Origin of the sequence: Pseudomonas marincola, from assembly GCF_900116605.1 — a bacterium.
In the GTDB taxonomy this organism is placed as follows: domain Bacteria; phylum Pseudomonadota; class Gammaproteobacteria; order Pseudomonadales; family Pseudomonadaceae; genus Aquipseudomonas; species Aquipseudomonas marincola.
In genome coordinates this window covers 73984-96917 of the sequence record NZ_FPBC01000016.1, presented here as the reverse complement: position 1 = coordinate 96917, position 22934 = coordinate 73984, and the positions used below count along the sequence as shown (strand labels likewise).

General features: G+C 56.6%; 21 protein-coding genes and 1 riboswitch. Of the genes, 15 read left to right on the top strand and 6 right to left on the bottom strand.

Going from position 1 to position 22934, the window contains the following annotated elements; all coding sequences use genetic code 11:
* Positions 1-78 precede the first annotated feature (78 nt).
* Complete coding sequence (locus BM395_RS20295; protein WP_090515203.1) at positions 79-591, top strand: acyloxyacyl hydrolase; 513 nt, start codon at positions 79-81, stop codon at positions 589-591.
* A 191-nt stretch (positions 592-782) separates the two neighbouring features.
* On the opposite strand, the gene BM395_RS20290 is transcribed toward BM395_RS20295, so the two are convergent.
* Complete coding sequence (locus BM395_RS20290; protein WP_069902062.1) at positions 783-989, bottom strand: hypothetical protein; 207 nt, start codon at positions 987-989, stop codon at positions 783-785.
* A 379-nt stretch (positions 990-1368) separates the two neighbouring features.
* Here BM395_RS20290 and BM395_RS20285 point away from each other — a divergent pair, with 379 nt between their 5' ends.
* A complete protein-coding gene (locus BM395_RS20285) occupies positions 1369-1656 on the top strand; it encodes a hypothetical protein (protein WP_090515201.1) in 288 nt (95 codons plus the stop codon).
* A 126-nt stretch (positions 1657-1782) separates the two neighbouring features.
* On the opposite strand, the gene BM395_RS20280 is transcribed toward BM395_RS20285, so the two are convergent.
* Positions 1783-2946, bottom strand: a complete 1164-nt coding sequence (locus tag BM395_RS20280; protein ID WP_090515198.1) for a 1-acyl-sn-glycerol-3-phosphate acyltransferase — start codon at positions 2944-2946, stop codon at positions 1783-1785.
* 115 nt (positions 2947-3061) lie between these two features.
* Between BM395_RS20280 and BM395_RS20275 the strand changes: the two genes are divergently transcribed.
* The 5 genes from BM395_RS20275 to BM395_RS20255 all read left to right on the top strand — a co-directional run bounded on the left by BM395_RS20275 (position 3062) and on the right by BM395_RS20255 (position 6259).
* On the top strand, positions 3062-3244 hold the full coding sequence (locus BM395_RS20275; RefSeq protein ID WP_069902065.1) for a CPXCG motif-containing cysteine-rich protein: 183 nt from the start codon (positions 3062-3064) through the stop codon (positions 3242-3244).
* Entirely contained in the window at positions 3244-3504 is a 261-nt protein-coding gene (locus BM395_RS20270; RefSeq protein WP_069902154.1) for a putative signal transducing protein, read from the top strand. Before BM395_RS20275 ends, BM395_RS20270 begins: the two co-directional genes overlap by 1 nt.
* Positions 3505-3641: 137 nt before the next feature.
* Positions 3642-4259 (top strand): SOS response-associated peptidase, encoded by a 618-nt coding sequence (locus BM395_RS20265; protein ID WP_090515231.1) that lies wholly within the window; start codon positions 3642-3644, stop codon positions 4257-4259.
* Between the two features lie 117 nt (positions 4260-4376).
* Positions 4377-5198: a M48 family metallopeptidase gene (locus BM395_RS20260; RefSeq protein ID WP_069902067.1), complete on the top strand. Its 822-nt coding sequence runs from the start codon at positions 4377-4379 to the stop codon at positions 5196-5198.
* A gap of 74 nt (positions 5199-5272) precedes the next feature.
* Positions 5273-6259: an NAD-dependent epimerase/dehydratase family protein gene (locus BM395_RS20255; protein ID WP_069902068.1), complete on the top strand. Its 987-nt coding sequence runs from the start codon at positions 5273-5275 to the stop codon at positions 6257-6259.
* 66 nt (positions 6260-6325) lie between these two features.
* Here the strand turns inward: BM395_RS20255 and BM395_RS20250 are convergent, their stop codons facing one another.
* The 3 genes from BM395_RS20250 to BM395_RS20240 form a co-directional block, all read right to left on the bottom strand.
* Entirely contained in the window at positions 6326-6910 is a 585-nt protein-coding gene (locus tag BM395_RS20250; protein ID WP_069902069.1) for a TMEM165/GDT1 family protein, read from the bottom strand.
* Between the two features lie 112 nt (positions 6911-7022).
* A riboswitch (yybP-ykoY riboswitch) is annotated at positions 7023-7142 on the bottom strand.
* 58 nt (positions 7143-7200) lie between these two features.
* A complete protein-coding gene (locus tag BM395_RS20245) occupies positions 7201-8199 on the bottom strand; it encodes a methyltransferase (RefSeq protein ID WP_090515196.1) in 999 nt (332 codons plus the stop codon).
* A 27-nt stretch (positions 8200-8226) separates the two neighbouring features.
* Positions 8227-9192, bottom strand: coding sequence for a 2-hydroxyacid dehydrogenase (locus tag BM395_RS20240; protein ID WP_090515194.1), 966 nt, complete (start codon positions 9190-9192; stop codon positions 8227-8229).
* 250 nt (positions 9193-9442) lie between these two features.
* On the opposite strand from BM395_RS20240, the gene BM395_RS20235 reads away from it, so the two are divergent.
* Positions 9443-10072, top strand: a complete 630-nt coding sequence (locus BM395_RS20235; RefSeq protein ID WP_069902072.1) for a LysE family translocator — start codon at positions 9443-9445, stop codon at positions 10070-10072.
* Positions 10073-10159: 87 nt separating this feature from the next.
* Here the strand turns inward: BM395_RS20235 and BM395_RS20230 are convergent, their stop codons facing one another.
* Positions 10160-11335 (bottom strand): acetyl-CoA C-acyltransferase, encoded by a 1176-nt coding sequence (locus tag BM395_RS20230; RefSeq protein WP_069902073.1) that lies wholly within the window; start codon positions 11333-11335, stop codon positions 10160-10162.
* A gap of 184 nt (positions 11336-11519) precedes the next feature.
* On the opposite strand from BM395_RS20230, the gene BM395_RS20225 reads away from it, so the two are divergent.
* The 7 genes from BM395_RS20225 to BM395_RS20195 all read left to right on the top strand — a co-directional run bounded on the left by BM395_RS20225 (position 11520) and on the right by BM395_RS20195 (position 22806).
* Positions 11520-13202 (top strand): fatty acid--CoA ligase, encoded by a 1683-nt coding sequence (locus tag BM395_RS20225; protein WP_090515192.1) that lies wholly within the window; start codon positions 11520-11522, stop codon positions 13200-13202.
* Between the two features lie 232 nt (positions 13203-13434).
* Positions 13435-15399, top strand: a complete 1965-nt coding sequence (locus tag BM395_RS20220; RefSeq protein ID WP_090515189.1) for a DUF1302 domain-containing protein — start codon at positions 13435-13437, stop codon at positions 15397-15399.
* 29 nt (positions 15400-15428) lie between these two features.
* Entirely contained in the window at positions 15429-16802 is a 1374-nt protein-coding gene (locus BM395_RS20215; protein ID WP_090515187.1) for a DUF1329 domain-containing protein, read from the top strand.
* A 331-nt stretch (positions 16803-17133) separates the two neighbouring features.
* On the top strand, positions 17134-19869 hold the full coding sequence (locus tag BM395_RS20210) for a winged helix-turn-helix domain-containing protein (protein ID WP_090515185.1): 2736 nt from the start codon (positions 17134-17136) through the stop codon (positions 19867-19869).
* 206 nt (positions 19870-20075) lie between these two features.
* Positions 20076-21017: an alpha/beta fold hydrolase gene (locus BM395_RS20205; protein WP_090515183.1), complete on the top strand. Its 942-nt coding sequence runs from the start codon at positions 20076-20078 to the stop codon at positions 21015-21017.
* 350 nt (positions 21018-21367) lie between these two features.
* Positions 21368-22012, top strand: a complete 645-nt coding sequence (locus BM395_RS20200) for an MBL fold metallo-hydrolase (RefSeq protein WP_069902079.1) — start codon at positions 21368-21370, stop codon at positions 22010-22012.
* Between the two features lie 125 nt (positions 22013-22137).
* Positions 22138-22806, top strand: coding sequence for a YiaD family glycine zipper/OmpA-like lipoprotein (locus BM395_RS20195; protein WP_090515181.1), 669 nt, complete (start codon positions 22138-22140; stop codon positions 22804-22806).
* The last annotated feature ends 128 nt before the right edge of the window (positions 22807-22934 follow it).

Sequence of the window (22934 nt, the reverse complement as noted above, 5' to 3'; positions counted from 1 at the left end):
TTGCCGCTAGAAAATATAATCAAGCCTCGGGTGCATTTGTGGGAATGCACGGCTGTGAATTAAAAATAAGGAAGTGGTATGCACAAGTTGGTTGCGGCAGTTTTGAGTGTGGCTGCACTGGGGGCAGCGAGCACGACTCAGGCCGCGAATATAAGCCTTTCGGTCGGACAGACCGGAGATTCCGCGCAGACCTACCGACTAGGTATGCAATTCGATTTCAACAAGCGCTGGCTGGAAAGTGATGTGGGCCATCTCGGCGGTTACTGGGATGCGGCTTACACCTATTGGGACGCGGATGACACCAGTGGCAATAACAGCATCTCGCTGGCGCCTGTGCTGGTCTATGAGTTCAATGGCGACACGATCCGCCCTTACGCTGAAGCCGGTATCGGCGGGGCGTTCTTCTCGCAGACCGAAATTGACGACAGCGCAATGTCGACCTCTTTTCAGTTCGAGAGCCACATCGGCGCCGGCATTCGTTTCAGCGGGCAGGAGATTGGCGTGCGGGCGTACCACTATTCCAACGCCAGCATCAAACAGCCAAACGATGGCGTTGAGAACTACGCGCTGCATTATCGCTTGAGCTTCTGATGGTTCAGGCGTTGCTATAGCGCTTGCGGCTTTCTCGGTCGCGGTCACTCGCACGCTTGTCGCTTGCTGCGCTTACAGCAGGGCAAGCCGGGAGCGGGTGAGGCCAGAGCCGCGGCTTCTCTTATTTAACGCGCATAAAAAACCGGCGTCTGTGCAAACAGCGCCGGTTTTGCGTTTCTGGGGCTGGCCGTTCAGGCCGCTTCTGCGTAGAGCTCAGGCAGGCTGAAGCCCGTGGTCGAGTCGATGTCCGGGAGGTCGTAATGCTCGTGGCCGCCCATCGTGCAATAGATCAGCCAGTGATAGTCCTGAACGTTGAAGGAGAGCTCGTCAATCACAGCGTCCACTTCGTCCAGCGAGTCGATTTGATAATCGTGATCTGCAGCTTGTGGGTTCAGCATGATGGTGTCCTCTACGTATGGAATAGAGCACTCCCGGCGACAATTGCCGGGTGCCTGATAAGAGAGGTATCAAACATTAGGCCAACAATATGACGATCTTAAGAAGTTTTTTTGATCAAATCGTCGCTCGTCGGATTGGAAACGCATATGGCTTTTCTCGCAGTAAAATAACCGCTCTATTCAGCGCGTTTCACTCACGCCGCCTCTTTTGGGGCGCTGGCGAATCGGCTTTTTTCTCTGCTTGTCCCCGCAAAATTTGGCTTTTCTAGCCCGCTCAGGCGGTATTTTTCGATCTTTTTTCGCGCTGGCAATGCACGGTTTTTTCCCTTTCATGGTGCACGGCGTCCGCACATGCACCAACTTGTAGTGGAGGTTGCGGATGAGTCTGCAAGCGTTTTGGTCCCTCGTGTACAGCTATCCCTCGCAGTCTTTGAACGCGCTGGCGTTGTTTTTTGCCGCCGCAGGAGGCTGGTTGTTGGTTGCCACGCGCTATCGTCAGCAACGTGCGCTGGCGCGCTTGCTGGTGCAGTCAGAGTGCGTTGAGGGCAAGGTGACTGCTGGATTTGCAGAGACACCTACACAGCGGATCAATCGCTTCTTCTATTGTTTTGGCTTCGCCAGTCTGGCACTGGCGTTGGCCGTCTCCTGGGCCAGCACTCAGTTCTGAGCGTGCAGCCGAAGCAGGGCGGCTACACAGCTCATCTGATTAATCGCTGATTCATCTCATGCGTGCGCCGCTGCACAGGCATGGCCGCCCGCTTGGGCAGCCAATTGCTGGCGGATGTAGGCCGGATTAAAGCGGCAGGCCCGCTTTGACCCGGTACTGGTTACGCACCGGGTTGGCGTACTGCACGATCAGGTAAGGACGTTGCTCTTGCGGGCATAACTCGAGCCGACGCTGCCATTCGACTTTGGCCACGGCCAGCTCTGCGCCGGTGAACAACAAGTCAGCCTCTGGCACATTCAGTTCCGGTTCACGCTCGTTCCACATGGCGTAAGCCAGATAGTGCACGGGGAACAGGCGGTAGCCCGTGAGGATATGCTTGTCGACCTCAGTCGCCAGTTGCTTGCTGTCGTCCAGATTCTCAGTGATCGGCGTGCCGAAGTGCACATGCACGCGACCTTTGTATCCGGTAATGCCCAGGCCAATGCTCTGGTCATCTTCACCTTTGGCTTTCTCGTATGTGCCGGTGGTGGCGCGGATATAAAGCTCGCGTGCCTTGGCCTGATCGCAGGGATCGTATTCATAGCTGATCGAGACCGGGGTCAGATTGAGCGAGCGAATCACGTCCGCAAACGGCTCATCCTTGCGGCTCATATGAAACATTTTCAGGATCGCCGAGTCAGTACGATCATCACCGTCTTTTGCCCGGCCTTCGGCCTGAGCGATCCAGATGGACTGGCAATCGTTGCGGATCGAGTGATTGATGTACGCCGAAAGCAGCTGATAAGCCGCCAGGCGTTCACGGCGGCCGGTAAGCGAGCGGTGCACGATGAAGCTTTTGTTCAGGCGCATCAGATCGCTGACAAAAGGTTTCTGCAGCAGGTTGTCGCCAATGGCAATGCGCGGTGTGGGAAGGCCCGCGTGGTAAACCGCGTAATTGACGAACGCCGGGTCCATCACGATGTCGCGGTGGTTGGCCAGCAACAAATAGGCGCTGCCGTTCTTCAGGTGCTCGACACCGGTGTAGGTAACACCGTCGGTTGCCTGCTCGATGCTATGGTCAACATAAAGCTCGACTTTGTCTTGCAGGGTCGAGACGCAAGTGACGTCTTTAAACTCTTTACGCAGCCGATGGGCTATAAGTGGTTTAAGCAACCAGCCAAATGCTTTGGCCAATTTCGGGAAGCGAAACTGGGTAAGTACGTCGAGAAACATATCGTCAGCCAGCAAGCGTGACAGCACGGCTGGCACTTCGGCGTCGGAATAGGGTCGGATGGCATCAAATTCGCCCATCATGATCTCTTGGTTTTGGCCGGCAAGGAGCTAACCGGCTGGGTAAAAAGTTTTAGCCCCGATAGAGGCTAGCAATAGACCGGCGATTATACGCGTAAGTCACACGGAGTCTTAAATGCTCGAAAACCAGATGATTCATTGCCCCTATTGTGGTGAACCGATTGAGGTTCTGGTTGATCTCTCTGCGGGCGATCAACAATACATCGAAGACTGCCAGGTTTGCTGCCGGCCGATTGTCTTCGATCTGGCTACAAACGGCGAAGAGTGGACGCTTGACGTGCGAGCGGAGGATGAATGATGCAAAGGATCTACGAGCCGCGAGACTTGATGGAAGCCGAATTGCTCTTGAGTATGCTCAATAGTGAAGGCATCGAAGCGCACCTGACCGGGCAACATTTGGCCGGTGCCGTCGGGGAATTGCCGACCAGCGGTCTGCTTGGACTGATGGTAAATAATCAACAGGCGGCGCGGGCACACCAATTGATCGGCGAGTACAATGCCGCCCAACCCTTGCCGGGCGATGAGCCTGAGAGTTATCAAGGCGAGTTGCTCTGCTAGTGCCGCATTGAATATGCCGCGCTGAAAAAGCACTGCTTTGCCGCGTGCAGGCAGATGGCGGATTGCGCCGTTTAAGCCGGGCGGTGAATCGCGCTGCCGCGTATTGGTGGCCAATTTATCTGTTTATCGAGTTACCCATGTGTGGACGTTTTGCCTTTTTCCGCTGGAATGCAGCATTCGCTGGTTTACCGGGTTTCCCCGATGACCAGCAGCCGCATTGGAGTATTTCGCCGCATGCGCAAGTGCTACTGCTGCGCGAGATAGAAGGTCAGCGCCAACTCAGCCGAGTGCGTTGGGGGCTCACTCCGCCGTGGCTCAAGGACTTATCGAAAACCCCCGCACAAGCGCGCGCGGAAACGCTGGCCGATCAGCCAATGTTTCGTGATGCGTTTCGCCTGCGTCGCGGTCTGCTCCCGGCCAATGGCTTTTACGAGTGGCGCGGCTCGGCGCGCAAGCGCCCCTACTGGCTGACTGCAGATGCATCGCCGCTGTATTTTGCCGCGATCTGGGAAGCGTATCCGGTTGAAGGGCATGTTTACCTGAGCGCTGCCGTGGTGACCCAGGCTGCCAGCAACCAACGCCGGCCGTTGATTCTTGATGAGCAAGGCCAGGTACTTTGGCTGGACCCGCAAACCCCTGTCGAACAATTGCGCGAGTTGCTGATTGCGCCGCAGCCGCAACTGCGCGAGCGAGTGCTGGCCAATCTGGTCAACGATCCCAAACTGGACGCCCCCGAGTGCCTGACGCCAGCGTAAGTCGCATGCAAATTAGCCGCGCTCAATGTGACTTCGTCGGCTGATTGATACGCAATCAAGTTGCTCAACTTGCAGTGTCGGCCTAGCATAGCCAGCCTAACGATATGGAGTTTGAACATGAGTAAGTTGTTGTCTTTGTCTGCGTTGGCTGCAGCGTTGGTTCTGGCGGGATGTCAGGCTGTCAACACCACCAGCGGCGGTGCCGTCGGCATTGATCGCAAGCAATACATGTTCAGCATGCTGTCGACCGATCAGGTCAATCAGTCCTATGCGCAGTCTTATCAGGAGACCGTCTCGGCGGCCTCGAGCAAAGGCAAGCTGGAAAAAAGCACTCCGCAAGCCAAACGCCTGCAAGCCGTTGCCGATCGTCTGATCAAGCAGGCGCCGGTATTCCGTCCAGACTCCGCACAATGGGCGTGGGAAGTTAACCTTATCGACAGCCCCGAGCTGAACGCCAACTGCGGCCCCGGCGGCAAGATCATTTTCTATACCGGTTTGATCGACGAACTGAAACTGACCGACGATGAAATTGCCGCGGTCATGGGCCACGAGATCGCGCATGCCCTGCGCGAGCACGGCCGTGAAGCCATGTCCAAAGCCTATGGGATCGAATTGGCCAAGCAAGGCGCAGGCGCGCTGCTTGGCGTCGGCCAGGACACCATGGCGTTGGCCGACTATGCCGTGCAGTACGGTATGACTCTGCCTAATAGTCGCAGCAACGAAAACGAGGCCGATCTGATTGGTCTGGAGTTGTCGGCCCGTGCGGGTTTCGACCCGAATGCTGCGATCAGCCTGTGGACCAAAATGGCCAAGGCCAGTGAAGGCGCACCGCCTGAGTTCATGAGCACTCACCCGGCCTCAAGCAGCCGGATCGCCTCTCTGCAGGCTGCTATTCCAAAAGTCATGCCGCTCTACGAGCAAGCCAAAGCTTCGCGATGATGTCGCCCCGGCGTGCGGTTGCTCATGCTGAGTAAATGCACGTTGCCCTGTTGTTTTGTCAGCAAGGAGACGCTGTGAAAATTGCTGTATTTGGCGCCACTGGTTTGCTTGGCCATCACACGGCCCGGGCCATCAAGGCGGCGGGTCATGAGCTGATTCTTATTCATCGCCCTTCATCGCGGATTCAACGGCTGGCCTATCTGGGCGCCGAAACCCGTGCCGCCGAGATACTCGACGTCAGCCAGATGACCAAGGCCATGCGCGATGTCGATGGCGTGGTGTTCTGTGCGGGTTATTACCCAAGCAAACCGCGGCGTTGGCAGGATGACGTTTCCAACGCCCTCAATCAGACCAATCACTTCTACGCAGCGTGCGTTGCGGCCAAGGTCGCGCGCATTGTTTATGTCGGGGCGGCTATCGCGCTGCCCAAGCATCCAGAAGGCAAGCTGGGCCACGAAGGGTTGTTCTACGAAGGGATGCCGAACTGGCGTAATCCGTATCTGTTGTGCAAGTGGGCGCTGGATGAACAGGCGCGCGAACAGGCGCGCAACGGTTTGCCGGTGATGATTGGCATTCCCGGGATGTCGATCGGCGAGCTTGATGTCGGCCCAAGTACCGGACGGATAATTACCGCGATCGCTTCCGGGCAGATGAGTCGCTATGTGCCTGGCGCCCGTAACGTGATCGACGCTGCCGAGGCTGGCCGTGGCTTGCTGCGGGTGCTGGAAAAGGGGCGTCAGGGCGAGCGTTATCTGCTGACTGGCGAGAATATTCAGCTGGCTGAATTGACGGCGCAAATCGCCAGTTTGCTGGGTAAGCCGGCACCCACGCCGGTTTCGCTCAAGGTCGTGAAGGGGCTGGCCGTAATCGGGCGCATGCGTTACCGCCTGACCGGCCAACAACCATTACTGAATGACACCAGCATTGCGGTGATGAGTGGCGGTCAGTTTCTCGATGGCAGCAAAGCGCGCGAGGAGCTGGGTTTCGTCAGCGAACAGTCACTGGATGACACGTTGCGCCGCACCATCAGCTGGTTCCGCGACAACGGTTATATCCAGTAGCCGCGATAGACCGGCGCTCGGCTGAGCGCCGGTCTATCGCAAGCCCAGCCGACTCAGCTGATTGGCTTAAATGAAGCCGCTCAGTTGCAGTGCCTTGTAGGCAGCATAAATGCCCAGCACGGCGAACGAAGCCGCGGCAATGCGGCGAATCAAGTCCAGCGGCAAGCGCTCGGCGGCAAAGTTGCCCGCCAATACCACCGGCACGTTGGCGATCAGCATGCCCAGTGTGGTGCCAATCACCACCAGTGTCAGGCTCGGGTATTGCGCCGCCAGCATCACCGTGGCGACCTGCGTTTTGTCGCCCATCTCGGCCAGAAAGAAGGCAATGAGCGTGGTCAGAAACGGCCCGTAACGCTTGAGGCTTGAGGCTTCGTCGTCATCGAGTTTGTCGGGCACCAGTGTCCACAACGCCACGGCCATGAACGAGGCGGCCAGCACCCAGCTGAGCGTGGCAGGGGAGAAGAAACCGGCGACGTAGTTGCCCACCGCGCCAGCGGCAAAGTGGTTGGCCAGTGTGGCGACGATAATGCCTGCAATGATTGGCCAGGGTTTGCGAAAGCGAGCTGCCAGGAGCAACGCCAGCAATTGGGTCTTGTCGCCAATTTCTGCAAGCGCAACGATCAGGGTCGGGACTGTCAGGGATTCAAGCATTGAGGTTCCTCGGGGCGGGTCGACATGGCTATGACACGAACAACCTTCCCGCCCCGGGTGAGGTGTACGTGTCATAGGTCTTGTCAAACCCTGCTGGCGGCTTGCGCTCAGCGAGCCCAATGATTGGGCTTCGGGTCGCACGCGCCATGGTCTGTTGACCAAGTATGTTGACGCGTGCCGGGTGAATGCGGGCATTCACGGGAGACTACTCCCCTAGGACGCGCGCATTTTGCCGAATTTTTTCGAGTTCGGCAAATCTGCATTAAAGGTTTTGAGTGTGGCTGGCGGACTCAGGCTTTGTCGGCGCGATAGATCCTGAATCCGTTGGCGTCTGCGAGTGTCTGGCAGGGGCCCAGATGCTGTTCGATCAGCGGCGGGTATTTCAGAAAACTGTTGGCCACGAGGCGCAGCTGACCACTGCGTTGCAAATGCTGCGCGGCCTGGCGCAATAAATGCTCGGTGGCCTGATAATGCGTATGCACACCCTGATGGAACGGCGGGTTGCTGATAATCGCGGCGAGATTGTCGGGGGCGGCATCAATCCCGTCACCGATGATGACGTCTGCCTGCAGATTGTTGGCCGCAAGCGTGAGCCGGCTGCTGGTGACTGCAAAGGCATCGACATCGAGCAGGGTCAGGCGGCTTTGCGGATAGCGGCGCTTGATGCTCGCACCGATGACGCCAGCACCGCAGCCAAAATCCAGAATATGGCCATTCGGCAAGTCGTCCAGGTGTTCAAGCAGCAAGGCGCTGCCAACATCCAGGCGCCCGTGGCTGAATACGCCGGGCAAGGTAACGACCTTGAGTGGTCCGTCGGCTAGTTCCAGCGAGTAATGCTGAGCCAGTTCTTCGAGTTGCGGTTGCGCTGGTGCCTGCTCGACGTGGATCTGCCAGAGCTGGCAATGCCGTGCACTGTCGATTTTGCGCGCCTTGCCGAACTCAGCTAGTTGCTTGGCTGCGCGCTCGACTCCGGCACGTTTTTCACCGACTAAGAACAGCTCGCCACCTTGCAGGTTGGCAGCGAGTGCGTGCAGCAGATACGCCGTCAGCTCGCGGGACTTAGGCAGAAACAGTACCGCAGACGAATAGTCGCCTGCGGCTGGACTGACCCCTAAATAGGTGCGGTCAGGGAAGCGTTGCTCAAGCAGGTGCTGGTCGCCGGCATGCCAGCTCCAGCCTTGTGCATTGGGCAGTTGCCCGAGCAAGTCGTCGGCGGGTAAGCCTGCGAGGAGCAGTGGCCCTTTGAATAGCTCGGCTTGACGCAGGAGTACTTCGCTTCGCGGGTCCATCATCGCTCCTCAAAAAAGTCGCGCAGCTTAGCTGACTACGCGAATCGCTGCACCGTTGAAAAATCCCTGAGCATTCTCGGTCATCTGGCCGACAATGCGCTGGCGAGCTTCTTTACTGCCCCAGGCGCTGTGCGGCGTGATGATCAGACGTGGGATGTCTGCGCTGAGCAGCGGGTTGCCGTTCACCGGCGGTTCTTGCACCAGAACGTCGGTTGCAGCGCCGCCCAGATGGCCGCGACGTAAGGTGTCGGCCAGTGCCTGCTCGTTGATCAAGCCACCGCGCGCGGTGTTGATGATGTAAGCGCCGGGCTTCATCAGATTGAGTTCGCGTTCGCCGAGCATGTTTTCAGTGTGCTCATTGAGCGGGCAATGCAGGGTCAGCGCGTCGACTTGCGGCAGCAACTCATCCAACGGCAGGCGGTCCGGGCGGGCAGGGCGGCCGGGGATTTGTCCCAGCAATACGCGCATGCCAAAGGCTTCGGCCAGTTTTGCAACAGCGCCGCCGAGCTCACCGTGTCCCAACATGCCCAGGGTTTTGCCTTCGAGTTCGACAATCGGGTAATCGAGCAGGCAGAACTGTTTGGCGGTTTGCCACTTCCCAGCAGCAACATCGCGATGATAGTCCGGTAAGCGTGTCGCCAGCGCGAGTAGCAACATCAGTGTGTGCTGCGCCACCGACGGCGTGCCATAACCCTGGCAGTTGCTGACGGTAACGCCATGCTCGCGAGCGGCCTTGAGGTCGATATTGTTGGTGCCCGTGGCGGCTACCAGCACCAGTTTCAAGTCCGGGCAGGCCGCCAGCGTGGCTGCGGTGATAGGCGTTTTGTTGGTGATGGCAACACGGGCGCCCTGCAGGCGCTCGGCAACTTGCTCGGGGGTGCTGGCCGGATAGAGTTCGAGCTCGTCAAAAACCTGCTTCAGCGGCTGCATGTCGAGATCGCCGAGGTCGAGCGAGTGGTGATCGAGGAAAACCGCGCGATTACTGTTACTCATTATCTGTACCTTTAATCCACTGGGCAGTTGGCTTATTGTGGCGAGCGAAATTTGCGACTGGCAACCTCTCATAAACAGGCCTGTAAAAGAGCTGCGCTATCAACCGGCTCATGCATTGAGCAAGATGAGAACAGCGACTCTCTTACAAACGGTGCTGATTGCGAGGTGTCACAGGCGCATTATTTCTGGGTGCTGCAACCACGGGGTTGGCAAAGCCTAACAGAATCATCAGGTTTTCACGGAGGCGACAATGTATTGGGCAGAGTTTTTTACGGTGGCGCTGATTCACCTGCTGGCGGTGGCAAGCCCGGGGCCGGACTTCGCAATTGTCGTGCGTGAGAGTGTCGGAGCAGGGCGTCGTGCAGGCATTTTTACAGCCCTGGGTGTAGGCTGCGGCATCTTCGTACACGTCACCTATTCGTTGTTGGGTATCGGCCTGATCGTGTCGCAGTCGATTGTTTTGTTCAACGCGCTGAAATGGCTGGCCGCGGCCTACCTGTTGTATATCGGCTTCAAGGCCCTGCGCGCCAAACCGGCTGCGGCAAATACGGGCGAGAGCGAACAGCCGCGTCTTGAACGTTCGCCCCGGGCTGCGTTCATGACCGGTTTCGTGACCAATGGCTTGAATCCCAAGGCCACTTTGTTCTTCCTGTCGTTGTTTACTGTGGTGATCAATCCGCACACGCCGTTGCTGGTTCAGGCGGGTTATGGTGTCTATCTGGCGGCCGCTACATCAGTGTGGTTTTGTCTGGTGGCCATGTTGTTCAGTCAGCAGCGAGTGCGCGCCGGCTTCGCCCGTTTGGGTCACTGGTTTGACCGGGCGATGGGTGTGGTGCTGGTAGGGTTGGGAATCAAGCTGGCACTGACTGAAATGCATTGAGGCATGATTGTTGGAAGGCTGATTGCAGCCTTCCAGTCAAAAGCCACCGCGCTCGCAAGCAAGGCTGCGCGGTGGTCTTGAGTCGGCTTAGATCAGCTCGATGGCCACTGCAGTGGCTTCGCCGCCGCCGATGCACAACGAGGCAATACCGCGCTTGCCACCGGTGTTTTTCAGCGCGTTGATCAGCGTGATGATAATGCGCGAACCTGTCGAACCAACGGGATGGCCCTGAGCGCAAGCGCCGCCATAGATGTTGACCTTGGCGTGATCCAGACCGTGTTCACGCATGGCCAGCATGGTTACCATGGCGAAGGCTTCGTTGATCTCGAACAGATCAACTTCATCTTTGTTCCAGCCGGTTTTCTTCAGCAGATTTGTCATCGCGCCAATCGGCGCCAAGGTGAATTCGCTCGGGTCCTGGCTCTGCGTTGCGTGGGCAACCACTTTCGCCAGCGGCTTGAGGCCACGCTTGGCCGCTTCCTCAGCGGTCATCATGACCAGTGCCGAAGCGCCGTCTGAGATCGAGCTGGCGTTGGCTGCGGTGATGGTGCCGTCTTTCTTGAAAGCAGGGCGCAAGCCTGGAATCTTGTCGATGTTGGCGTTGTGCGGTTGCTCGTCATCCTTAACCACCACGTCGCCTTTACGCGAGCTGACGGTGATCGGCACGATCTCGGCATTCAGTGAACCGTTCTCGATTGCCGTTTGCGCACGCTTCAGAGACTCGATGGCATAGGCGTCCATTTCTTCGCGGCTGATGCCGTATTTGTCGGCTGTGTCTTGCGCGAAAGAGCCCATCAAACGGCCGGTACGGGCGTCTTCCAAACCATCAAGGAACATGTGATCCTTGATTTCTCCGTGGCCCATACGCAGGCCAGTACGGGCTTTTTCAATCACGTAAGGGGCGTTGGACATACTCTCCATGCCACCTGCAATCATCACCGCGTTGCTGCCGGCTTTGAGCTGGTCATGCGCAAACATTACGGCTTTCATGCCGGAACCACACAGCTTGTTGATAGTGGTGCAGCCCGAAGACGCCGGCAGGCCAGCGTTCAGCGCCGCCTGACGCGCAGGGCCTTGTTTAAGACCCGCTGGCAGCACGCAACCCATTACCACTTCTTCGACATCGGCGGCTTCAATACCGGCACGCGTGATGGCTTCGCGAATGGCAGCCGCTCCCAGGTCTACGGCAGAAACGGTTGAAAGGCTGCCCTGAAAACCGCCCATTGGAGTACGGGCGCCGCTGACAATAACGATCTCGGACATGTCGCTAACCTCTTGCTGTTTATTCTAGGTTTGTGAATAAGGTGATCGAGTAATTCTACATCGTGACTGGAAGTGGCCATAGGGTCACGTTCAAATCATTCTTTTGGCTGATTTGTTCGCTACGCCCGCTGACTAAAGTCGATTAATGATGAACTGACGACATTCATTCCTACAGGTGCCAGCAATGCTACAAACAAAAATAATTCCGGCAGTGGCTAATGCCCATCAAAATCCACTTTTGGTCAAGAGCCTGCTTCTGTCTGGGGCGCGCTACGAGAAAACCCGTGAAATCGTCTACCGTGACCAAGTGCGCTACAGCTACGCGACCCTCAATGAGCGGGTTGCCCGCTTGGCTGGTGCGCTCACAGCGGCAGGCGTGAAAGCGGGTGATACCGTGGCGGTGATGGATTGGGACAGCCATCGCTACCTTGAATGCATGTTTGCAATTCCCATGCTCGGCGCGGTGCTGCATACGATCAATATTCGTTTGTCGTCCGAACAGATTCTTTACACCATGAACCACGCCGAAGATAAGTTCGTGCTGGTCAATACCGAGTTTGTCGATCTCTACAACGGCCTGGCCGATCAACTGACCACGGTCGAAAAGACCGTGTTACTGACGGATACCGACACCAAAACCGCCAACTTGCCGGGCTTGGTGGGCGAGTACGAGGAATTGTTGGCCGCTGCCAGCCCGACCTACCCGTTTGAAGACTTTGACGAGAACTCGGTTGCAACCACGTTCTATACCACCGGCACCACCGGTAATCCCAAAGGCGTATTTTTCTCCCATCGCCAACTGGTTCTGCACACCATGTCGATGGCCAGTACAGTGTCCAGCCTCGACAGCATTCGTCTGCTCGGCAATGACGATGTGTATATGCCCATCACCCCAATGTTCCACGTGCACGCGTGGGGCGTGCCGTACGTGGCGACCATGCTTGGGGTCAAACAGGTTTATCCGGGGCGTTACGAGCCGGAGATGCTATGCAAGCTGATTCGCGACGAGAAGGTCACGTTCTCTCACAGCGTGCCGACCATTCTGCAAATGCTGCTTAATACCCCAAGCGCCAAGGATTATGATTTTGGCGGCATGAAAATGATCATCGGCGGCAGTGCGCTTAACCGCTCGGTCTACGACGCCGCTAAAGCACAGGGCATTCAACTGACGGCTGCTTACGGCATGTCGGAAACCTGCCCGCTGATTTCGTGCAGCTATTTGAACAGTGAAATCCGCTCCGGCAGCGAAGACGAGCAGATCACCTATCGCATCAAAGCTGGAGTTCCAGTGCCGCTGGCCGAGGCGGCGCTTATGGACGGTAACGGTAACCTGTTACCGCATGACGGTGAGACCCAAGGCGAGCTGGTGTTGCGAGCGCCTTGGCTGACCCAGGGTTACTTCCGTGAGCCGGAGAAGGGTGAAGAGCTGTGGGCGCATGGCTGGATGCACACCGGCGATGTGGCGACCATCGACGGCATGGGCTTCATCGACATCCGCGACCGAATCAAGGATGTGATCAAAACGGGTGGGGAGTGGCTGTCGTCGCTTGAGCTGGAAGACCTGATCAGTCGCCACCCGGCAGTCAGCGAAGTCGCAGTGGTCGGTATCCCAGATCCACAGTGGGGTGAGCGCCCGTTCGCCTTGCTGGTCCTGCGCGCAGGCAGTGAGCTGGATGCTAAAGGTCTTAAGGAGCACCTCAAGCCATTTGTGGAGCAAGGCCTCATTAACAAGTGGGCGATCCCGACGCAGATCGCGCTTGTTACCGAAGTACCCAAGACCAGTGTCGGCAAACTCGACAAAAAGCGCATTCGTGCCGATGTCGTCCAGTGGCAGGCAGCTGGAAGTAGCTTCCTTTCTACGCTCTAGATCACATTTGTGGTCGATAAACCGAGCAATTACCAATTCAAACAAGCGTTTGGCTTGGTAATTGCTGTTTACTGGTAACACTCGTGTTGCTCATGTGCTTTTTTATCCGTCGAAACACTTGAGTCAGAGTCTCTAAAGGGTCATAAATCACACTTTAGGGGGATCAATCCGTTGTACCTGCTGGATATAGTCACATCACTCATAACAAAAATATGTACATGGAGTAGCGTCGATGACAACAACAAATATGTTCTGGCGCCTGGCAAAACTGCCATTGGCTGTCAGCCTCGCATCTACTATGGCAAGCCCGGCCTTCGCCATTAACTTCAACATTGGTGAAATTGAAGGTCAGTTCGACTCCTCGCTCTCTGTGGGCGCTAGCTGGTCGACTGAGAGTGCCGACGAGAACCTGATTGGTGTGAATAATGGCGGTATGGGCCTTTCACAGACATCAGATGATGGTCGTCAGAACTTCAAGAGCGGCGAAACCTTCTCGAAAATCTTCAAGGGTATTCACGACCTTGAACTGAAATATGGCGATGGCGGTGTGTTCGTTCGCGGCAAGTACTGGTATGACTTTGAACTGAAGGACGGTGACCGTCCGTTCAAGGACATCGACGACAGCAACGCCAAAGAAGCTGCCAAATCTGCCGGCGCACAAATCCTCGACGCCTTCGCTTACTACAACTACGCCATTGGCGATCAGCCAGGTACTGTGCGTTTGGGTAAGCAGGTGGTCAGCTGGGGTGAAAGTACTTTCATCCAGAACTCGATCAACTCGATCAACCCGGTCGACGTTTCAGCGTTCCGTCGTCCAGGCGCCGAAATCAAGGAAGGTCTGATTCCGGTCAACATGTTCTATGTGGCTCAAAGCCTCACTGAGAACCTGTCGATGGAAACCTTCTATCAGTTGGAGTGGGATCAGACCGTTATTGATAACTGCGGTACGTTCTTCTCCCAGCCAGACGTAGTGGCTGATGGCTGCGACGGCAACCTGGCAGTACTCAACCCGGCGTTGGCTGGTGTGCAAGGCTTCTCCGCAGCCAACGGTGGCGGCTACACCACTACCTCTGAAGGTGTAATCGTTCCACGTGGTGGTGACCGTGATGCGCGTGATGACGGCCAGTGGGGCTTGTCATTCCGCTACTTCGCGCCTGAGCTTGATACCGAGTTCGGTGCGTATGCCATGAACTACCACAGCCGCAACCCAATCTTCAGCGGCGGCGCTGCTTCACCGCAAACCTTCGCAGCCGCGCAGGGTGCAGTTGGCAGCTTGGCCTCAGCCTCTATCCAGCAGGCGTGTGCGGCTACTGGTGCATGTACCAGTGCGGCAGGTTTGGCTGCAGTGCGTCAGCAGGTACTGAGCTCGGCGGGCTTCAGAAGTGCTTCGCAGGGCTTGGCGTTCGCTACAGTTGCTGGCGCCAGTAACTATTTCATTGAATACCCGGAAGATATCCGTCTGTACGGCTTGAGCTTCGCCACCACTCTGCCTACGGGCACAGCTTGGAGCGGTGAATTCAGCTACCGTCCAAACGCACCGGTACAGCTCAACACTACCGATATTCTTTACGGCGGTATTACTCCGCTGAGCCCGAGTCTCTCACTCATCCAGGCCCAACCAGGCCAGGAAACTCCGGGCTACAAGCGTAAAGAAGTCAGCCAGCTGCAGACTACCTTCACTCACTTCTTTGGTCAGGTAATGGGCGCAAGCCGCCTGGCCGTTGTTGGTGAAGTAGGCTGGACCCACGTTGGCGGTCTGGAAAGCACCAGTGAACTGCGTTACGGCCGCGACCCGTCTTTCGGTCCTGGGCCTCTGCCAGGCGGCACTTGCGAGACGCTTAACGCCAGCACTATTGGCACATCCGGCTCGAACAACGGTTCGCGCTACTGCGAAAACGACGGTTTCACCACTACCGACTCGTGGGGCTACCGCATCAAAGCCATCTGGGATTACAACGACGTATTTGCGGGTGTAAACCTCAAGCCAAGCGTTGCCTGGTCGCATGACGTCGATGGCTACTCGCCAGGCCCAGGCGGTAACTTTGAAGAAGGTCGTAAGGCTGTCAGCCTGGGGCTGGGCGCTGAGTACCAGAACACTTACACCGCCGACCTGTCCTACGCCAGTTTCTTTGACGGCAAGTACAGCACCCAGTCTGACCGCGACTTCGTTGCGCTCAGCTTCGGTATGAACTTCTAAGTAGTCAGGAATAGAGGGAAATATTATTCATGAAAACAAAAACTAATTTACTTAAAAACAGTGCGATCGCACTGACGCTAAGCTTGCTCGCAAGCGGCGTAATGGCTGCCGTATCTCCTGACGAAGCGGCCAAGCTGGGCACTACCTTGACGCCAGTGGGCGCCGAAAAGGCGGGTAACGCCGACGGCACTATTCCAGCCTGGACAGGTGGTCTGCCGACGACTGCAGGCAAGGCCGATGACAAGGGTTTTCTGCCCAACCCATATGCGGGTGAAAAGCCGTTGTTCACCATCACTGCCCAGAACCTGGATCAGTACAAAGCCAAGCTGACTCCTGGCCAGTTGGCGATGTTCAAGCGTTACCCAGACACGTTCAAGATGCCGGTTTACACCACGCATCGTTCGGCTACGCTGCCAGCCAGTGTTCTCGCTGCGACCAAGAACAACGCCACCAACACCACGATGGTTGAAGGCGGTAACGGTCTGGAAAACTTCGAGGTCGCCAACCCGTTCCCGATTCCGAAGAACGGCCTGGAAGTTATCTGGAACCATATCACCCGTTACCGTGGCGGTAGCTTGAAGCGCCAGGTGACTCAGGCTACGCCGCAAGCTAATGGCTCGTACTCCATGGTTTACTTCCAGGACGAGTTTACCTTCCGTGACTCGCTGGCAGATTACGATCCAAGCAAGCAGAGCAACGTGCTGTTCTACTTCAAACAGCGTGTGACTGCGCCTTCGCGTCTGGCAGGTAACGTACTGCTGGTACACGAAACCCTGAACCAGGTAAAAGAGCCGCGTCTGGCGTGGCTGTATAACGCCGGTCAGCGTCGCGTTCGTCGCGCCCCGCAGGTTTCTTATGACGGTCCGGGTACTGCGTCTGATGGTCTGCGTACCTCGGATAACTTCGATATGTTCAACGGTGCTCCCGATCGTTATGACTGGAAGCTGGTTGGCAAGGAAGAGAAGTACATTCCTTACAACGCCTACGAACTTGATTCGCCGAAGCTTAAGTACGACGACATCATCAAGGCAGGCCACATCAATCAGGACCTGACGCGTTATGAGTTGCACCGCGTATGGCACGTAACGGCGACCCTGAAGTCAGGCGAGCGTCACATCTACGCCAAGCGTGACTTCTTCATCGATGAAGACACCTGGCAAGCAGCGACCATCGACCATTACGATGGCCGTGGCCAACTGTGGCGCGTAGCTGAGGCTCACTCGCAGTACTACTATGATCACCAGGTACCGTGGTACACCCTGGAAACCCTGTATGACCTGGTTTCTGGTCGTTACCTGGCCCTGGGTATGAAGAACGAAGAGCGTCAAGCTTACGAGTTCGACTACAAAGCCTCGGAAAGCGATTACACCCCGGCAGCACTGCGTCAGTCTGGCGTACGTTAATCTGCAGGCAGCGCGGTCAGGTGCATAGCGCCTGATTTGCGCTGTTGATCAAGAAGAAACCTGCCTGCAAGAGGCAGGTTTTTTTTCGTCTGCTAAATGGCGACTTTTACGCCTTGTTACATCTGCAGCGCCGCCGTTAATGGACCGTACTCAATGGCTCAGGCGAACGAAGCTTACCGCGTTCTGGTGGTTATTTGCGTCGATAACCGGCAATTGTGCGTTTAGGTTACGGGTTATCACTGCGGCGGGCTCTTCATTTAATCCTGGCAAATAGGTAGGCTGGTGCTGGCATCGTGTACGCTGGTTAATAAAGCCCCTAATAAAACGGCCAATGACTGACTTTTCCGACACCTTATTCCCTGTCCAACTGCCCTCGAAGACGGACGCTGCCCGATTTTATCGGCCGCCGCTGCCAGATGGGCATGTTGCGCGCGCGCATCTTTGCGAGCGTCTGCAGGAAGGCTTGTCGGGTCGTTTGTTGTTGGTCTCGGCGCCGGCCGGATTTGGTAAGAGTTCGCTGGCCATCGAGTTTTGCGAGTCGTTGCCTGAGCGATGGCAGAGCCTCTGGCTGGGTCTGAGTCACCGTGATGTTGATCCGGGGCGATTCCTTGAGCGCCTGCTGCAAGGGCTGCGTCAGTTGTATCCGTCGATCGGTCGCGATGCGCTAAACGTCATGAAAATGCGCCAGCGCCATCAGCCGTTTCCTTTCGATGAATGGCTCGACAGCGTGTTGGATGAGCTGGCTGGTGCGCTCGATAGCGAGCAACCGTTGCTTATCGTGCTGGATGATTACCATCTGGCCCAAGGCGCGGTTCTGGATCACTGTTTACAATTTTTCCTCAGTCATATGCCGGGTGGCGTGGTGGTTTTGGTTACCAGTCGCCAGCGTCCGGATTGGCACTTGGCACGTTTGCGCCTGTCGCGTCAGATGCTTGAGCTCGATGAGCAGGACTTGCGCCTGAGTCCGGCTGAAATCAGTCAGCTGTTAGGCAGTCATGGCGCATGCCTGCCACCTGAAACCATGAATTCGATTGTGCAGCGCAGCGAAGGCTGGGTGGCTGGTTTACGCCTGTGGCTGCTGGCCGCGAGCGAGCACGCAGGCAACGAGGCCTATGAGCACGCGCCCGATGGCGGCCAGGGCCTGATTCGAGATTACTTGCTTGAAGAGGTTATCGAGAGCCAGCCCGCTGAGATTCAGGCTTTCCTGTACGACACCGCCAGCCAGGAGCGCTTCAGTGCAGCGCTTTGCGATGCCTTGCGCGATGCTCACGACAGCGCCCGGATTATTGATTACCTGAAAGCCCATCAGGTGTTCCTGGTGCCGCTGGATGATCAGGGCCAGTGGTATCGATACCACCACTTGTTCTCGGATTTGCTGCGTGCACGTTCGATGACCAGCCCCGGTGTTTCCCCGTCGAGCCTGCACTTGCGTGCCTGCCGCTGGTTTAGCGGCCAAGGCTTGCTGGATGACGCCATCGAGCAGGCATTACGTGCCGGCAACCCGGATGTTGCCGCGAGTCTGGTGCAAAGCTTGTCTGAGGAACAAATGCTCGGCGAGCAGAATGTTGCCATGTTACTGCGCTGGAAAATGGATTTGCCCGAGTCGCTGCTGGTCAGCTCGCCGCGATTGATTGTGTTGTATGGCTGGGCGCTGGCGTTGGGCTGCCAGCTGGAAGCTGCGCAAGAGTTGGCAGATAAACTGAGCCGGTTCTTGCCGGCTGAAAATGCCCAGCAGCAAAAAAGTCTGCTGGCACAATGGTTGGCTTTGAACGGCATCATCGCCCGTGGTCGCGGCGAAGTACCCGTGGCGATGGCCTATCTCGGTGAGGCCTTGCAAACGCTCGAAGCTGAACGCTACGGCCAGCGTCTGCTGTGTCAGTCGGTGCAGGCCAATCTGCTGATTATTACCGGTGACTTGTGGCAGGCGCGGGCACTCAATCGCGAGGCGCTTGAACTCGCTCAACGCGTCGATAAGCCCCTGTTTGAAGCGCTTATCCGATACGACCGGGTGCGCATGTTGCAAGCGCGCGGCGAAATATTGCGAGCCCTTGATGAGGCGCACGATGGCTTGCAATTGCTCACGCGCATGCCTGCCAAGCGCCGTTATGCCGTGCGTGGCCGTTTGAAAATATTCGAAGGTTTCTTGCTGCTGCTCAGGCTTGAATGTGAGAAAGGCGTGAGCTGTATACGCGAAGGCATTGCCGAGGCCAGTGCCTGCCGGGACATGGGTGTTTTGATTGGTTATTGCGCGCTGGCCAATTTGTACGGACGTCAGAACAAAGTAACCGAGGCCTTTGCACTGCTGGCTGAAGCCGAGCGCTTGATGCACATCTGGGATATTCCGCCAATTTATTATCTGGCCATGATCACGCTGATCAAGTGTGAGTTGTGGTTAAAGCAGGGTCAGACTGAGCTTGCTGAGTCCTGGTTGCTGCGTATGGCGCAAACCTACAGCCGCGAAGGCGGTGCCACACCGCCTGAATACCATCCGCAATTACCGATGCATGTCGAGTTTCATCTGGCGTCTCTTGAGCGTATTCAAGGCAAGGTCGATGCTGCGCAGAAACGCTTGCGCCAACTGATCGTCACCGCTCCAGAGATGGGGGGGCATTTGCTCAGTCTGTTTGCCCAGGGCCAGTTGACGCTGCTGCTGCGTATGTCTGGTCAGGAGCTTGAGGCGCAGGCGCAGCTACGTGAATGTGTGGAGCAGTCCTCGGGTGGTGGCTTGCTGGCTTTCAGCGAGTTACTCGTGCATCAGCCGAACTGGCTGCGTAAGCAATTGCTGCAGCTTGCAGAGTGCCCGGTGCGCGATGCGCTGTTGGCGCGAATTCCCCAAGGCGAGGAGCGGGTGAATCAAGAGCAGGGTTCTGTCGAGACATTAAGCTCGCGCGAGCAAGCGGTGCTGCAATTGATTGCTCAGGGTTGCTCAAATCAGGAAATTAGTGAGCGTCTGTTTATTTCAGTGCACACAGTCAAAACGCATGCCCGGCATATCAACAGCAAGCTGGGGGTTGAGCGGCGCACACAGGCGGTGGCGTGCGCGAAAAGTCTCGGCTTGCTCGACTAGTTGAACACATGCAGACAGCCCAGTAATCCCTTCAACTCAGCCATCTGAAAGTCGTGCCGTATACCGTAATGATTACCGGTTGGCATTTCTATTGCCGTGCAGTCGCTGGTCTGAACCTAGGTTAGGTTCAACTTGGCATGGCGCAATGCTCTGATTAGTCGATGTGCAGCGATTGATTACGCTGACGATCATTCAGAGGTGCTTGCATGTCCGCTTCCAGTCTCTCGCCGGTGTCACCTTTGGCGACTGGCATAACCCGTTTGGGCTTTGGCGCCTTGTCGCTGGATGAACTCATACGGTGTTACGGCAGCGCAGAAGACGGCTCGCAATACGTTGAACTGGATGGCTTCAATGTGCATTTTCGTGATCAGGGCGATCCGCAAAAGCCGCCGTTGGTATTGATCCACGGTGTTGCTTCATCACTGCATGCATGGAATGACTGGCTGACTGAGTTGGCCAGCGACTATCGGGTTATTCGCTTTGACCTGCCGGGCTTTGGCCTTACCGGCCCGGCCAAGGATGGTGAGTATTCGGCTGAGCGGGTGCATCACATGCTTGGGCTGCTGCTCGATTACCTGAATGTCGAGCGCGCCTCGATTGCCGGCAGTTCATTGGGCGGGTACATCGCCTGGACCTTTGCTGTGCAGCACCCCGAGCGAGTCCACAAGTTGATCCTGATCGATCCGGTCGGGTATCACATCGACAAAGTCCCGCGCCTCATGGCTGCTGCCAACATTCCCGGTTCTCCCTTGCTGATGCCGGTATGGATGCCAAAAGCACTGATTGTGCAGGGGGTTCGCGAGCTTTACGGCGAGCCGGAAAAGATCAAGCCAGGCACCCTCGAGCGCGTCTACAACCTCTCTCGGCGCCCCGGCAATCGGCGTGCAATGATTGATGTATTCAGGTTGTTCATTCACGCCAATCGCGTGGAGTTTCTCGACGTCTCTGAACGTATCCGCACGATCAAGGCGCCAGTCCTGCTGATTTGGGGTGCACAGGATCGCTGGGTGTCAGCCAATCATGTGTCGCGCTGGCAGAAAGACTTGCCGGATATTCAGGTGATTATCTATGCCGGAGTCGGGCATGTGGCCATGGAAGAAATTCCGCAACAAAGCGCTGCCGATGCGCAGCGATTTCTCAGCGAATAATTCGTATACCGCTGTTTAGTACGATCACATTTTACTGACAGGCCTTGCGCCCGGACAGTCGGCAACAGGTGATCGTGCTTTGCCTTGAAAGCCCCCTGAATAGCCTTTTGAGAGTAACTAAGCAGCGAATCCGTAACGGTTTGCGTGTGTCGACTGCGGCTCCTTTTCAGCGCAGCCCAGCACGCGAATTCCGTACCGCTGCACAGGGAGTTTATTGCTTGAGTCCACGCGCTTGTGTCTAAGCTCAAGGCGTAAAAGCTGGCGCAGAGTGTTGGTTGAGTGTGGTTGCCAGCCCATGCGCTGTTGGTGACACTGTGTAAAATAGGCCGTCACTTATACAGGAACCCCTCATGCAAACCGCGAAACCTGCGCTTATCCGCGAAACCTTCCCCGTCGGGCCTTTGCAGTGCAACTGCACGATTATCGGTGACCCCGTGAGCAAGAAGGCCATCGTGGTTGATCCGGGCGGCAACCCTGACGCGATCATGGCGCGGCTTGATGCGCACGGTTTGAAGGTGGTGAGCATTATTCACACTCACGCCCATCTCGATCATTTTTTAGCATCCGGGCAGATGAAAGAGCTGACCGGCGCAACGCTGCACCTGCACAAGGAAGATCAGTTTCTCTGGGACAATCTGGAGATGCAGTGTTCGATGTTCGGTGTGCCTTACCGGCCAGTTCCAGCGCCGGATCAATGGCTGACGGATGATCAGGCGCTCGACTGCGGCTGTGGTGTGGCGCTGCACACGCCAGGCCATACGCCAGGCTCGATGAGCTTCTGGTTTCCCGAGGCCAAGCTGTTGATTGCCGGAGATACCCTGTTTCGTCGCGGCATTGGCCGGACCGATTTGTGGGGCGGAGATTCGGCGACTATTGAGCGCTCGATCAAGCAGCGGCTTTATACCCTGGATGAAGAGGCAACCGTTGTAACCGGTCACGGGCCGGATACCCGCCTGGGCGATGAGATGCGTGAAAACCCCTTTGTGCGTGCATGAGGTTAGCGCTTCACAGTTTGTTTGAAGGCTTTCTGATAGGCTCGGCGTCAGAACTTTAATGGCGTTTTGGAATCGACATGTTCAGGTCTTAGACCTGAAATAACACGTAAACAAAGGAACTACCGATGAACAAGTGGCGAAATCTGGCGATCTTAACAGCCGGAGTTACTATGCTGGCGGCGTGCACCAACAACCCTTACACAGGCGAAAGCGAAGCCGGGAAATCCGGTATCTACGGCGGCATTGGCGCTGTGACAGGGGCTGTTATTGGCGCGGCGACCTCAAGCAAGAAAGACCGCGGCAAAGGCGCATTGATCGGCGCGGCTGTCGGTGGCGCTGCGGGTGGTGGTTATGGCTACTACGTGGACAAGCAAGAAGCTCAACTGCGTCAGCGCCTGGTAGGCACTAGTGTTCAGGTGCAGCGTAATGGCGACCAGCTGACGTTGATCATGCCGGGTAACATTACCTTTGCGACCAACTCTTCAGACATCTCCAGCAGCTTCTATCCAACGCTGAACTCACTGGTTACGGTTTTCAAAGAGTTCGATAAGAGCGGCATCAACATTGTCGGCCACACCGACAGCACCGGCTCGCTGGCGTTGAACCAGAACCTCTCCAATGCGCGTGCGCAGAGTGTTGCCTCGTACCTGTCTTCCAATGGCGTGGCGGGTAACCGCATTTCTGCCTACGGTGCCGGCCCTAATCAGCCGATCGCGAGCAACGCGACTGAACAAGGTCGTGCGCAAAATCGTCGCGTGGAAATTACCCTGCAACAAATGCAACAAATGCAATAAGCGTATTGGCGCAGAAGAAAAGCTCCCGTTGGGAGCTTTTTTTTGGCCTTGATTCTTTGATAGTGGCATTGTGCTATTTTCTGACAGAGCCAGTTGAAGTTGGGACTGGCGTTCAAGGTCTGCGCGCT

Bases quoted from the DNA above. Each gene is read 5' to 3' on its own strand.
- BM395_RS20205 (WP_090515183.1), top strand. From the start codon at position 20,076: ATGTCCGCTTCCAGTCTCTCGCCGGTGTCACCTTTGGCGACTGGCATA.
- BM395_RS20240 (WP_090515194.1), bottom strand. From the start codon at position 9,192: ATGAGTAACAGTAATCGCGCGGTTTTCCTCGATCACCACTCGCTCGAC.
- BM395_RS20225 (WP_090515192.1), top strand. From the start codon at position 11,520: ATGCTACAAACAAAAATAATTCCGGCAGTGGCTAATGCCCATCAAAAT.
- BM395_RS20230 (WP_069902073.1), bottom strand. From the start codon at position 11,335: ATGTCCGAGATCGTTATTGTCAGCGGCGCCCGTACTCCAATGGGCGGT.
- BM395_RS20200 (WP_069902079.1), top strand. From the start codon at position 21,368: ATGCAAACCGCGAAACCTGCGCTTATCCGCGAAACCTTCCCCGTCGGG.
- BM395_RS20260 (WP_069902067.1), top strand. From the start codon at position 4,377: ATGAGTAAGTTGTTGTCTTTGTCTGCGTTGGCTGCAGCGTTGGTTCTG.
- BM395_RS20245 (WP_090515196.1), bottom strand. From the start codon at position 8,199: ATGGACCCGCGAAGCGAAGTACTCCTGCGTCAAGCCGAGCTATTCAAA.
- BM395_RS20215 (WP_090515187.1), top strand. From the start codon at position 15,429: ATGAAAACAAAAACTAATTTACTTAAAAACAGTGCGATCGCACTGACG.
- BM395_RS20220 (WP_090515189.1), top strand. From the start codon at position 13,435: ATGACAACAACAAATATGTTCTGGCGCCTGGCAAAACTGCCATTGGCT.
- BM395_RS20210 (WP_090515185.1), top strand. From the start codon at position 17,134: ATGACTGACTTTTCCGACACCTTATTCCCTGTCCAACTGCCCTCGAAG.
- BM395_RS20280 (WP_090515198.1), bottom strand. From the start codon at position 2,946: ATGGGCGAATTTGATGCCATCCGACCCTATTCCGACGCCGAAGTGCCA.
- BM395_RS20235 (WP_069902072.1), top strand. From the start codon at position 9,443: ATGTATTGGGCAGAGTTTTTTACGGTGGCGCTGATTCACCTGCTGGCG.
- BM395_RS20250 (WP_069902069.1), bottom strand. From the start codon at position 6,910: ATGCTTGAATCCCTGACAGTCCCGACCCTGATCGTTGCGCTTGCAGAA.
- BM395_RS20195 (WP_090515181.1), top strand. From the start codon at position 22,138: ATGAACAAGTGGCGAAATCTGGCGATCTTAACAGCCGGAGTTACTATG.
- BM395_RS20275 (WP_069902065.1), top strand. From the start codon at position 3,062: ATGCTCGAAAACCAGATGATTCATTGCCCCTATTGTGGTGAACCGATT.
- BM395_RS20270 (WP_069902154.1), top strand. From the start codon at position 3,244: ATGCAAAGGATCTACGAGCCGCGAGACTTGATGGAAGCCGAATTGCTC.
- BM395_RS20295 (WP_090515203.1), top strand. From the start codon at position 79: ATGCACAAGTTGGTTGCGGCAGTTTTGAGTGTGGCTGCACTGGGGGCA.
- BM395_RS20285 (WP_090515201.1), top strand. From the start codon at position 1,369: ATGAGTCTGCAAGCGTTTTGGTCCCTCGTGTACAGCTATCCCTCGCAG.
- BM395_RS20265 (WP_090515231.1), top strand. From the start codon at position 3,642: ATGTGTGGACGTTTTGCCTTTTTCCGCTGGAATGCAGCATTCGCTGGT.
- BM395_RS20290 (WP_069902062.1), bottom strand. From the start codon at position 989: ATGCTGAACCCACAAGCTGCAGATCACGATTATCAAATCGACTCGCTG.